The 12,209-nt window shown below is 35.5% G+C and carries 9 protein-coding genes; 4 read left to right on the top strand and 5 right to left on the bottom strand.

Annotation, left to right across the window (positions count from 1 at the left end; all coding sequences use genetic code 11):
- Window positions 1-77 precede the first annotated feature (77 nt).
- On the bottom strand, window positions 78-3,695 hold the full coding sequence (gene rpoB / locus RV14_RS00995) for a DNA-directed RNA polymerase subunit beta (RefSeq protein WP_071854494.1): 3,618 nt from the start codon (window positions 3,693-3,695) through the stop codon (window positions 78-80).
- Window positions 3,696-4,428: 733 nt separating this feature from the next.
- Here rpoB and RV14_RS00985 point away from each other — a divergent pair.
- The 4 genes from RV14_RS00985 (at window position 4,429) to RV14_RS00970 (ending at window position 8,411) form a co-directional block, all read left to right on the top strand.
- Window positions 4,429-5,397: an ABC transporter substrate-binding protein gene (locus RV14_RS00985; protein ID WP_071854493.1), complete on the top strand. Its 969-nt coding sequence runs from the start codon at window positions 4,429-4,431 to the stop codon at window positions 5,395-5,397.
- An 18-nt stretch (window positions 5,398-5,415) separates the two neighbouring features.
- A complete protein-coding gene (locus RV14_RS00980) occupies window positions 5,416-6,321 on the top strand; it encodes an ABC transporter permease (RefSeq protein WP_071854492.1) in 906 nt (301 codons plus the stop codon).
- A 2-nt stretch (window positions 6,322-6,323) separates the two neighbouring features.
- Entirely contained in the window at window positions 6,324-7,127 is an 804-nt protein-coding gene (locus RV14_RS00975) for an ABC transporter ATP-binding protein (RefSeq protein WP_071854491.1), read from the top strand.
- 318 nt (window positions 7,128-7,445) lie between these two features.
- The gene (locus RV14_RS00970; RefSeq protein WP_071854490.1) at window positions 7,446-8,411 is read left to right on the top strand and encodes a biotin--[acetyl-CoA-carboxylase] ligase; all 966 of its coding nucleotides are present in this window, start codon (window positions 7,446-7,448) and stop codon (window positions 8,409-8,411) included.
- Between the two features lie 613 nt (window positions 8,412-9,024).
- Here the strand turns inward: RV14_RS00970 and RV14_RS00965 are convergent.
- The 4 genes from RV14_RS00965 to RV14_RS00950 form a co-directional block, all read right to left on the bottom strand.
- Entirely contained in the window at window positions 9,025-9,267 is a 243-nt protein-coding gene (locus RV14_RS00965) for a hypothetical protein (RefSeq protein WP_071854489.1), read from the bottom strand.
- A 632-nt stretch (window positions 9,268-9,899) separates the two neighbouring features.
- Window positions 9,900-10,889 carry a polyprenyl synthetase family protein gene (locus tag RV14_RS00960; protein WP_071854604.1) on the bottom strand — a complete coding sequence of 330 codons (990 nt, stop codon included), beginning with the start codon at window positions 10,887-10,889 and terminating at the stop codon, window positions 9,900-9,902.
- Between the two features lie 23 nt (window positions 10,890-10,912).
- Window positions 10,913-11,479 (bottom strand): Gx transporter family protein, encoded by a 567-nt coding sequence (locus RV14_RS00955; RefSeq protein WP_071854488.1) that lies wholly within the window; start codon window positions 11,477-11,479, stop codon window positions 10,913-10,915.
- A gap of 12 nt (window positions 11,480-11,491) precedes the next feature.
- The gene (locus tag RV14_RS00950; protein WP_071854487.1) at window positions 11,492-11,902 is read right to left on the bottom strand and encodes a NusG domain II-containing protein; all 411 of its coding nucleotides are present in this window, start codon (window positions 11,900-11,902) and stop codon (window positions 11,492-11,494) included.
- Window positions 11,903-12,209 lie beyond the last annotated feature (307 nt).

Here is a 12,209-nt window from a genome sequence, read left to right as displayed (position 1 = left end):
GGGGTTCCCTCCATTTCATTTAATGGCAAAACCGTAAGACGGCTGATCATCGACCGTCTTACAGCTTGTAGACCGGATTAGTCTAATTTATCTTCTGCGGTTTCAAAGTTTTGGATGACATCTTGGCTTTCATCTTCTACTTGTTCGGCAGCTTTCTTTTCTAATTCTTTGACAGTTTGCTGTTCTGCAAATTTTGTCAAAGCATCTACGGTGATTAAATCATCATCTTCATCATCCATGTCACGTAATTCGATTTCAGAATCTTTAATATCCAACACACGCATATCCAATCCCAGAGATTGTAACTCTTTTACTAATACTCGGAATGATTCTGGTACGCCCGGTTTTGGAATTGGCTCTCCTTTAACGATCGCTTCGTATGTTTTCACACGACCGACTACATCATCTGATTTGTACGTCAAAATTTCTTGTAAAGTATAAGCTGCACCATAAGCTTCCAACGCCCAAACTTCCATTTCCCCGAAACGTTGTCCACCAAATTGTGCTTTTCCCCCCAATGGTTGTTGTGTAACCAATGAGTAAGGACCAATTGAACGTGCATGTAATTTATCATCAACCATGTGAGCAAGCTTAATCATGTACATCACACCAACAGACACTCGACCATCAAATGGTTCTCCTGTACGACCATCATAAAGGATCGTTTTTGCATCGCTAGCCATGCCGGCTTCACGAACCGTTTCCCATACGTCCTCATCACTGGCTCCGTCAAATACTGGTGTTGCAACATGAATTCCTAACTGACGAGCAGCCATCCCTAAGTGCAATTCCAATACTTGTCCAATATTCATACGAGATGGTACCCCTAAAGGATTCAACATGATATCAATCGGTGTTCCATCTGGTAAAAACGGCATATCTTCTTCCGGCATGATACGGGATACAACCCCTTTATTTCCATGACGACCGGCCATTTTATCTCCTTCATGGATTTTACGTTTTTGCACAATATAAACACGCACTAACATATTCACACCCGGTGATAATTCGTCACCGGCTTCACGAGTAAAGATTTTCACATCGTGAACGATTCCACCGCCACCATGTGGTACACGTAAAGACGTATCACGAACTTCACGAGCTTTTTCACCAAAAATTGCATGCAGTAAACGTTCTTCTGCAGATAATTCAGTTACTCCTTTTGGCGTCACTTTACCAACAAGCAAGTCTCCATCTTGGACTTCTGCACCAATACGGATGATTCCCATCTCATCTAAATCTTTTAAAGCATCTTCTCCAACGTTAGGAATCTCACGAGTGATTTCTTCTGGTCCTAATTTTGTATCACGAGCTTCTGATTCATATTCTTCAATGTGAATGGAAGTATACACATCATCTTTTACTAGACGACGACTCATGATAATCGCATCTTCATAGTTGTATCCTTCCCAAGTCATGAAACCAACTAAAACATTTTGTCCCAGTGCCATTTCTCCTTGTTCCATTGAAGGCCCGTCTGCTAAAGTATCCCCTTTTTCAACTTTTTCACCTAAATGAACAATTGGACGTTGGTTGTAACTGGTTCCTGAGTTGGAACGACGGAATTTAGTAACCGCATATTTATCTAATGCACCATTGTCACGACGAACACGAATTTCAGATGCATCCACATATTCCACCACACCATCGTGTTTACACAACAAAGCGGCTCCCGAATCATGCGCAGATTTGTATTCCATACCCGTACCAACCCATGGTGCTTGTGGATTAATTAAAGGAACTGCTTGCCGCTGCATGTTTGCTCCCATCAAAGCACGGTTGGAGTCATCATTTTCTAAGAAAGGAATACATGCTGTCGCCACCGCCACCACTTGTTTAGGAGAAACGTCCATGTAATCAACTTTATCAATAGAAACTTCCAAATTTTCACTTTGCGCACGCGCCATTACAACATCTTGAGCAAACGTACCGTCTTCGTTCAATGGGCTATTTGCTTGGGCAACGATATAATGATCTTCAATATCAGCAGTTAAATAATCAATATGATCTGTAACACGACCCGTTTCACGATCGACACGACGATAAGGTGTTTCAATAAACCCAAATTTATTTACTTTTGCGTAACTAGACAAACTATTAATCAACCCGATATTCGGACCTTCTGGCGTTTCAATCGGACACATGCGACCGTAGTGAGAATAGTGAACGTCACGAACTTCATATCCCGCACGATCGCGTGTTAATCCACCTGGACCTAAAGCTGAAAGGCGACGCTTATGTGTCAATTCACCTAACGGATTCGTTTGATCCATAAACTGTGACAATTGAGAAGAACCAAAAAACTCTTTGATACTTGCAACAACTGGACGGATATTAATCAATTGCTGAGGTGTCAATGTTTCTGTATCTTGAATAGACATTCTTTCACGTACCACACGTTCCATACGAGCCAGTCCAATTCGGAACTGGTTTTGCAACAATTCACCAACCGAACGAATACGACGATTACCTAAATGGTCGATGTCATCAACATTACCGATTCCTTCCATCAAGTTTAAGAAATAGCTCATAGAAGCAATGATATCTGCTGGACGAATTGTTTTCACCGCAGCTTCTGGATAACCATTACCGATCACATTGATCTCACGTTCTGGATCTTTTGGTGAGAAAACTTTAATTACTTGGACAGTCATAGGGTCGGTCACAACACCATCTTCTGACGGATAAAAAGTAACAGAATTCAAGCCAGTTTCAAGGAAAGGGGCTAATGTTTCCATCACTTGATGCGTTAACACCGTTCCTTTTTCAACGATAATCTCACCCGTTTCTGGATCCACCAACGTTTCAGCTAAAGTTAAATTCAATAGACGTGTTTTCAAGTCCAGTTTTTTATTTACTTTGTAACGACCAACATTTGCTAAGTCATAACGTTTTGGATCAAAGAAACGAGCATTTAATAAGTTACGTGAACTATCTGCCGTTTTAGGTTCACCCGGACGTAAACGTTCGTAAACATCTTTTAACCCTTCTTCTGTTCTTGAATCACTTGCATTTTTGTGTAAATCTTTTTCAACCGTGTTACGCAATATCTCGCTATCGCCAAAAATTTCAAAGATGGTATCATCCGAACCAAATCCTAACGCACGAACCAAAACAGTCAATGGAATCTTACGTGTACGGTCAATCCGTACATATGAAATATCCTTTGCATCAGTTTCCATTTCTAACCATGCGCCTCGGTTAGGAATGACCGTTGAACCAAATCCTTCCTTCCCATTTTTATCTACTTTTCCGTGAAAGTAGACACCCGGTGAACGAACCAGCTGAGAAACGATTACTCGTTCTGCTCCATTAATAATAAACGTTCCTTGTTCAGTCATTAATGGAAAATCACCAAAGAAAACTTCCTGCGCTTTGATTTCACCCGTTTCTCGGTTCGTTAAACGTAGCGTAACATGTAACGGCGCAGAGTAATTTGCATCATGTGCGCGTGCTTCTGCTACCGTATATTTTGGCTCTTTCAATTCATAATCCACAAATTCTAAAGATAAATTGCCATTAAAGTCTTCAATTGGCAAAATGTCTTCAAACATTTCTCTTAGTCCTTCATCCAAGAACCATTGGTAAGAGTCTGTTTGAATTTCGATCAAATTTGGTAATTCCAACACTTCACTGATTCGTGCGTAACTTCTACGTTCGCGATGTTTTCCGTATTTTACTACGTGTCCAGCCAAGCTCTTCACCCCTCTAAAATGTCATTCAAAAAGACTACCCGATCAATTGTTACAATAATATTAAAAATATTATAATTAGATAACAATAGACATTTTTTGCGGCTTTTAGGCAAAAAAAAACCAAAAATAGAGCATGTTCCTAAAACCACTTCTTCCCGCGCTTCTATTTTTGTTTCCTTATATTAAAGCCGAAACGGACAATATTTCGTTTCTGCCTTTATTTCATCAGATAGTTTTTGCAACTTTATATGCTACACGCTTTTTCTATAAAAGTCAATATCTTCTAGTCTTTCTCATTGTTTTTCTTAAATTTTTTTTACTATTTATCTGTATCAATTTAAATTTTACGTCTTTTTTGAATTTTCTGAATTTTATTCTTGCATTTTATTCATTTTTCCGCTAAAATTATAAGAAATTATTACTTGTGGGGGAATGTTTTATGCGAATAAAAAAAAATCGGCTTATACCAACACAATTGAATAACTTTTACTTTAGCTACTTTAGATAGGTTTGTATTCATAATTATGGATGCAAACATCAAACCAAATTGTTTGTATCTATGATGGCTAAAGAACTTTGTATTATACAAAAGCCACGTAGACATTACGCTAAGTGGCTAAACGAAAAAGTACAAAGGAATCAATTTTTCTTACCTTTTCTTTCGATGATTAATCCATTTAGACGTTTTGTCTAAATGGATTTTTTGTTTTCAAACATGAAGGAGGAAAAGAAAATGAAAAAACAATTATTAATGGGATTAGGAACACTATGTTTATGCGCACTAGGAGGATGCAGCTCTACCAGTCACTCTTCAAAAAAACCTGATACGATGAAAACCATTGGTGTGTTACAACTTGTTCAACACCAATCATTAGATGCAACGTATAAAGGATTTAAAGAAGGCTTAGCAGAAAAAGGTTATAAAGAAGGCGCGAACCTGACAATCGATTATCAAAATGCTCAAAACAATCAAGACAACCTTAAAAGCATGAGTGAAAAACTCGTAAAAGAGGAGCCTGATCTGCTATTAGGCATTGCAACTCCCGCTGCACAATCTCTTTTAAATGAAACAACCACTATCCCTATTACTGTAACGGCAGTGACCGATTTAGAAAAAGCTCATTTAGTATCTTCTAATGAAAAACCAAATGGTAATGTCACTGGTACAACCGATATGGTTCCTATAAAAAAACAAACTGATTTATTGTTACGTATCGTTCCTAATGCAAAAACGATCGGAATCATGTACAACACAGGAGAAGCAAACTCTAAAATTCAAGGGGAGTTAGCAGAAAAAGCATTCAAAAAAGCAGGAGTAAAAGTCAAAGTATTAACTGCTAATTCAACAAACGATGTCCAGCAAGTCACCAAAAGTTTAGCTAAAGATGTTGAGGGTATCTATATTCCTACGGATAACACGTTTTCCAGTGCCGCAAGTGTAATTGGTGAAGTAGCCAAAGAAACCAAGACTCCGATCGTTGCTGGTTCAATTGATCAAGTTAAAGAAGGCGGTCTAGCGACAATTGGGATTGATTATGAACAATTAGGAAAACAAACAGGAAAAATGGCGGCCAAAATTTTGGATGGAAAAAAACCAAGTGAACTTTCGATAGAAACTGCTGAGAATCTCTCACTGTATGTAAACAAAGAGATGGCCAAAGCATTAGGAATTGATCCAACAACGATCAATGAAGCTAAATAATTTTACAGGAGGACGATTATGACAAATCTTATCAGTATTTTTTTATCTTCTGCATCACAAGGTATACTATGGGCGTTGCTTGCAATTGGAGTCTTTCTCACTTTTCGTATCTTAGATATCGCTGATTTAACAGCCGAAGGTAGTTTTCCTTTAGGAGCTGGAATTGCTGCAATGAGTATCACCAAAGGGTTCCATCCATTCGTTGCCTGTTTTTTAGGTTTTTTAGGCGGCACTATAGCTGGACTTGTTTCAGGACTTCTTCATACCAAACTTAAGATTCCTGCACTTTTAGCGGGGATTATTACTATGACTGGTCTCTACTCTGTTACTTCTCGCATTATGGGGGCACCTAACATCTCTTTATTAGGACAAAATACTGTCTTCCTTTGGCTGCAAAGCACTGGTCTTTCCAAAGAAAATGCTGTTTTGATCATTGGCTTGATAGTCGCTTTACTTGTTGTTACTTTGCTTGTTTTATTTTTACGTACTGAAGTAGGACTTGCCCTTCGTGCTACGGGTGACAATTTAGCAATGAGTGAAGCAAATGGTATTTATACAGATACAATGAAAATAATTGGTTATATGATTTCAAGTGGTTGTATTGCATTATCCGGCTCTTTGTTAGCGCAAAATAATGGATTTGCAGATTTGAATTCGGGAATAGGTACAATTGTTATTGGTTTAGCTTCAATTATTATTGCTGAAGTTTTATTCAAAAATCTACCGTTATTTTTACGTTTGCTGACAATTATTTTAGGGGCTATCATCTATCGCTTTATTTTAGCTTTAGTTTTTGAATTAAATGTACAGCCAAGTGATTCAAAATTCGCTTCTGCACTTGTTTTAGTTCTTTGCCTATCTTTCCCCTCCATTCAACAAAAATTAAAAAGACCAACACGTAAAAAATTGAAAGGAGATGCCTAAAAATGCAGGAAGTATTAACAATTGAAAATCTTCATCATACTTTTGAAAAAGGAACCATCAATGAAAACCACGTTTTAAAAGGAATCAATTTATCGTTGAAATCAGGAGATTTTCTCACAATTATTGGCGGAAACGGAGCCGGTAAATCCACTCTGCTAAACAGCATTGCTGGTTCATTTCCTATTGATCAAGGACGGATATTATTAAACGGGAAAGACTTAACAAAAAAATCCGTTGTTTCCCGCTCTAAAGACATTAGTCGCGTCTTCCAAGACCCTAAATTAGGAACTGCTGTTCTTTTGACTGTGGAAGAAAATTTAGCTTTAGCAATGAAGCGTGGAAAAAAGCGTGGCTTTTTTCGTGGCGTCAAATTGCAAGACCGCCTCTTTTTTAAAGAACAGCTTGCACGTTTAAATCTTGGATTAGAAAATCGTTTAACTACTGAAATTGGCTTACTTTCAGGGGGACAACGTCAAGCAATCACTTTATTAATGGCTACACTACAAAGACCTGAATTGATTTTATTAGATGAACACACTGCAGCACTTGATCCGACTACTTCAAAAATAGTAATGGCATTAACTGAAAAATTGATCTATGAACAACAATTAACGGCCTTCATGGTTACACACAATATGGAAGATGCTATCCATTATGGTAATCGATTGATTATGCTCCATCATGGAAAGGTTGTAGTAGATATCAAACAAAAAGAAAAACAGCAACTAAATATTACTCATTTATTAGCACTATTCAAACAAAATAGTGGAACTGTTTTAAAAGACGATCAAGTGTTATTAAGTTAAAAGAAAAAAAATTATCTTATCCAATAAGTTTTTCGCTTCTTCTATTTCAAAAGACAATGATTGTTAGGCTTCTTATTAAGTAACTTTTATACAAATAATAAAAAGCTGTCAATGGATGATACGAAAACAATTATTCCAAAATAAATTCCTTTATTTTCTGAAAACATTACCTTTCTCTTTGGAAATAGATCTTCATCTAAAAAATATTTTTTGATGTGCCAAAACAACTAGAACTACGTAGTCTTTTTTAACACAAAAAGTGATCATTTTTTTTCTTCTTTCTTATTGATACAATATTAATGAAAGGAGTTGCAAGAAGTGACAACAAAAGATAAAGTACTTCAACTATTGAAAGAGACACCACATTTTCTTTCAGGAGAAAAAATGGCACAGCAGTTACAAGTTTCTCGTACAAGTATTTGGAAAGCAATTAAAGAATTAGAAAAAATGGGGTATCAATTTATCCATCAAGCTAAGGGATATCGCTATCTCCCCTCTGACATATTAGATGCACAAGAAATTTATCAAACTTTACTGCCTTTTGAACCAAATTTAAACGTTTTTGTAGTGGAACATTCAGAATCTACAATGAAAGATGCAAGACTTGCAGCAACTAAAGCAAACGGACCAGCTCTTTTTGTCGCAAATATGCAGGAACAAGCGCATGGACGATTTGGACGACCTTTTTTTGCAGCACCCGGTCAAGGAATCTATATGAGTTTATTAATTCATCCTAACCAACGATTTGATGAACTACCGCAATACACAATCATTGCTGCCAGTGCTTGCGTAAAAGCAATTTGGGAATTAACTGGCAAAGATACTATGATCAAATGGGTGAATGACATTTATTTAAACGGAAAAAAAATCAGTGGAATCTTATCTGAAGCAATTAGCAATATGGAAACTGGTGAAATCAGTTCTATTATTATCGGTATAGGGTTGAATTTTTCAATCCCTCAAGAGAATTTTCCTGAAGGAATTCAACACATAGCTTCTTCTCTTTTCTTAGATGGACAAAAAACAATTACTCGAAACCAGTTAATTGGTCAGATTTGGAAAAATTTCTATCTTTTTCTTTTAGACACAACCAACGACTATCTTACCCTTTATCGAAAAAAGTCCTTTGTTCTAGGAAAAAAAGTTAGTTTTAACCAAAAAGGGCAACAATATACAGGAATTGCCGAAAAAATTGGCAATTATGGAGAATTAATTGTTCAAATCGGCAATCAATCAGTTACCCTTTCTTCAGGTGAGATTAGTTTAACTTCAATTGAAGCATAAAAAGAGCGTGAAGTAAAAGTATTCTTTACTTCACGCTCTAAAAACAGATAAACGGCTGGAACAGAAGCAACTCTTTCGGAATTAATCACTTCTGTGCCCCAACCTTTTTTTCATCAATGGTGGTTCCTTTTATTTATTCTCATAGAATAACTGATAATCTCTTTATTTTGCCAGTTGTAAAAAACAAATTCTTCTATGTGCAATTGTTGCTCGTAACAAAATGCTACACAACTTTTTCTTAACTCTCTATGTGCTTTTTATACAACTGCAATTTCTATAACCTAATGTATAAAACAGTTCAATTAAAATTTTCAACTAAATTTATCTTTTAATTAAAGTTCTTATTATCAAATTCTTCAACGCTTACTTTTGCTTCACTACTCATTCGCTTCTCTTTAAAAAAATTATGCTCAATTAAATTGATTTCCCCTGAATCCTTTTAATTAAACTATTTGTTTTTTTACTCACATACAACAACACTTTTGTTTTCTTTTTCTCCCTCCTTTATCTTTCTGATTTTATCTTACCTTATTTCATTGCCCAATCATCATTTTGTGCGGTATTGCAACATTTTTTATTCGATCTTTATGTAAATAAAAACAACGTATTTTTTTTATAAACAAACTTTATTCTGAGGTCTATAGAACTTAAGTTGATTTGATGAATGATATTCAACATCTAATTTAAATTTCTTCACACCTAAACATCGAATCAAAAATTTGTCTGCTGTCGTCAATGACTTTTGACATTCTTTTTCAACATCTTCGAAAGAAAATTGACTTTTTTTACTAATTATACGTGTTATAATTTTGTTAACATCTACTCTAGTTAGATCAGTTGCTAATTGTTTTTTCAAACAAATACTTCCTTTCTATTTGTATTTCTTTTACCAAAGAATATAACACAATTTTATCTAGCATTAGAAACTATAATTTTTAAAATACGGAAAGAATGTTTCAAAAGATAGTTGTCTAAGCATTGATTCTAATAAAATTTATTTAAAAATAACATAAATCTTTTATTACGTGAATTACACTTCATTATTAAAAAAAAACAATTATCCATCTAGTAAACTGCTTTTTTATGTTTTGTGATTCGCTATTCTTTCCCTAAAAACAAAGAAGTAGCACTTAAACATCGTCTTCTTTTTTATCGTTCGTAGATTCTATAAAAGCAATAGATAAGCTAGTTCAAAAAAGCCGAAATGGCTGTTCTCGTTAATTGTAGGTGACAATTTTTTTAAAGAAGCTTTCTCCTATTATTTGCTAGAACAAATGCTTGCCAGAACCTTACTTATAAAATAGCAACCTTTACTATTAACATACTTATTGCCTAAAATTTCTTCCCAACTATTTTTCCAAAAATAAAAAAGAAGCCGAAAAACTAAGATTCAGCTTCTTTCTTATTCTTAAACTCTGAAAATGATACTTCTTTAGTAAATTCTTAAGAGACAATACTTCCAAATCCTGTACACATTCTTTCACTTATTTAATCTTCTCTATTTAAAATCAAAGTAGTTAAAGATAAAAGAGTCTGTCGCGTATCAAAAGGCGTATCCGGTAATTTATGAATTTCTTTTAATGCTTTTTTCGTATAATCTTCAGCTAATTTTTTCGCTTTTTCTACCCCTTTTGTTTTTCTCACAATTCGACGTACTGCTTGTGCTTCATCATTCGTCAATTCCAATCTTTTGTCTAAGTAAGCAATCAACTCTGCTTTTTTATCCGTTTGTAACGCATAAATTAATGGCAAAGAATAAACCCCTTGACGCATATCTTCTAATACCGGTTTACCAATGTCTTCAGTTTTTTTTGTATAATCTAAAACATCATCAACAATCTGAAAAGCCATTCCAATTGACAAACCAATTAATCCAGCCTTTCGAGCAAAGCGTTCACTCATCCCACTTTCGTAAGCACCTACTGAACAACTTAACTGAAAGAGTTCTGCTGTCTTTCCAGAAATATTTTCTAAATATTCTGCTACTGACAAATGATAATTGTAACGATCATCCATTTGGCCAAGTTCACCATCTAATATTTTTTCCATACTACGTGAATTTTCCTGTAAGCTTTTTAGCGAAGAAGTATAATCTGAAAGTAATTTGAAGCAACAAACAAATAAATAATCGCCTGCATAAACCGCCACTGTGTTCCCAAATCGGCCACGCAAATTAAGTTGCCCACGACGGATATCTGCTTCATCTACAATGTCATCATGAATCAAAGTTGCCGTGTGGAGCATTTCGATTGAAGCAGCCAATGCAATCGCTTTTTCTCGATCTTGTTCTGAACCGAATTGAGAAAAAAGTAGTTGATAAGCAGGTCTTAACAATTTGCCTCCAGCATGGATCGTTTCTTTAATTGCTTGTTCAACCGGTTTATTTTTTAAACGGATCACTTCTTCCATCTTCTGCAAGGTTTCATTTAATTCATCTTTCAAAGTTGGATAGTCGCTCCACATTGGATGTAGCTTCATAAAAAAAACTCCTTGTATAACAATTATTTTTTCAAAAAAAACGGTTGCCATTTCACTTTTTGCTCTTTCTCATATACTCTTTGAAATTTTTGTAACGTTCGAACATGTTGCAACAAGTAATTCGCTGCAATTCCGATTGCAAGACCAGACAAAATACCTAGAAAAGACAAAACTGGTAAATATAACATGACTGCCCATGATTGTGCAATGAAGGAAGCTGTGAGCAACTGTCCCACATTATGCATAAAACCACCTGTTGCGCTAATTCCAATGATGCTTACCCTTTTTGGCCCTAGCTGTTTCACCAGAAGCATTCCCATATAGCTTAATAAAGCACCACTCATACTATATAGGAAAGTAGAAATTGTACCACCCAATAAAGTAGTCAAAAACAAGCGTAACCATAATAATAAGAAACTATCTCGTTTTTTCATCGTAAAAATCGCAACGATCGTAATTAAATTAGCTAACCCTAACTTGGCTCCGGGAGCAAAAGAAAAAGGATAAGGAATCATATTTTCAATTAAACCGATGATGACCCCTTGTGCAACTAACAAAGAAAGATAAATCATCTTTTGTAATTTTGTCATGGCGTGAATAGCCTAATAAATCAGACTGTCTTCGTCACTCCCATCTATTGATCGAATCTCGATCACTAATTTATGCGGCAAGCACACGATTGTTTCACCATTTTTAAAAGCCCAGCTGCGTCTCACACAAATTTGATCGCCGCAGTCTGCTTCTTTTATACGAATTTTATCACCATCAATTTCAATCAAATTATAATCACCGTGTATATCTTTGTAGGTATACGTATACCTTTTATTTCCACTTGTTAACGGAAATACCTTGATTTGAGTACCATCTACACGTAATACTGCTTCTTTTTTAGTCGCAGCATTTTCTTGTTGATAGCTAAATACAAGGATGGGCAAAAAAGAAAGAGCAATCAAAAGAACGAGGATGAAAATATCCCAAGGTTTAAATAAACTTTTTTTAATAAATTCTTTCATTTTCCATGCGCCTCCTTCTCTTGCTGAACTGTTCTCCAATTTTAGCACGAAACAAGAAGAGGTGACAAAAATGTTACGCTTAACTCTAAGCAACTCCTCTTTACGCTCAATATTTCATCTTTCAAAGCAATAAGCCGGAATATCTGAAAATTAATACACCAACTTTCAGGATATTCCAGCTTATTTCCAAGAGAGTAACTTTTAAAACTCTGTTTAACTAGATGTGTGACTAAGCCGTTTTACTCTGAAATTTAAGAAAACGGCAGAAAAAGATACAGACTTTAACTTACTCTTACTCTCGAAGAGC

The organism is Enterococcus ratti (assembly GCF_001886195.1).
In the GTDB taxonomy this organism is placed as follows: domain Bacteria; phylum Bacillota; class Bacilli; order Lactobacillales; family Enterococcaceae; genus Enterococcus_B; species Enterococcus_B ratti.
This window is presented reverse-complemented; position numbering and strand designations above follow the sequence as displayed.